This window comes from Haloferax sp. Atlit-10N, from assembly GCF_003586325.1.
Classification (GTDB): domain Archaea; phylum Halobacteriota; class Halobacteria; order Halobacteriales; family Haloferacaceae; genus Haloferax; species Haloferax prahovense.
The window spans coordinates 1-511 of the sequence record NZ_PSYX01000116.1 but is presented as its reverse complement, the minus strand read 5'-3'; the positions used below and the strand labels follow the sequence as shown (position 1 = coordinate 511).

General features: G+C 61.4%; 1 pseudogene. It reads right to left on the bottom strand.

Annotated features, from left to right (window positions below):
- Positions 1–511 (bottom strand): annotated as a pseudogene (locus C5B91_RS21445) (cell division control protein Cdc6); the annotation flags it as partial.

Below are 511 nucleotides of genomic sequence, written 5' to 3'. Positions count from 1 at the left end.
AAGTCAGACAAGAAGCTACGCATTCGGCGAGCCGTACGGGGGTCTCGGCCACGATACTCACAGAGCTCTTTGTAGCGCTGGTAGACGACCCGGGACCGCGCCGGCGTAGACTCCTCGGCAGCGAGCGTGGTCAGCGCGTAGAGTGTGAGTTGCTCGTGTTCGGTGAGGTCGCGCATAATGTCCATGCTCTGCTGTGCCTCGAGTTTCTCCTGGGCGCGTTCGACGTGGTCAGTCGTCACCGACTCCGCGTTCTCGGTGCGTGCCAGATCACCCGCCTTCCGAAGAAGGGTTATCGCTCGTCGGGCGTCACCACCATCCTGGCGACCGAGGGCAGCACACAGCGGAATCACGCCCTCTTCGAGCGCGCTCTGGTGGAACGCGATGTCTGCCCGCTGTTCGAGGACCTTCTGGAGCTCTTCTGTACCGTACGGGGGGAACGAAATCTCGGTTTCACACAGCGACGACTGAACCTTCGCATCGAGCTGCTCTCGGAACGTCGAGTCGTTACTGA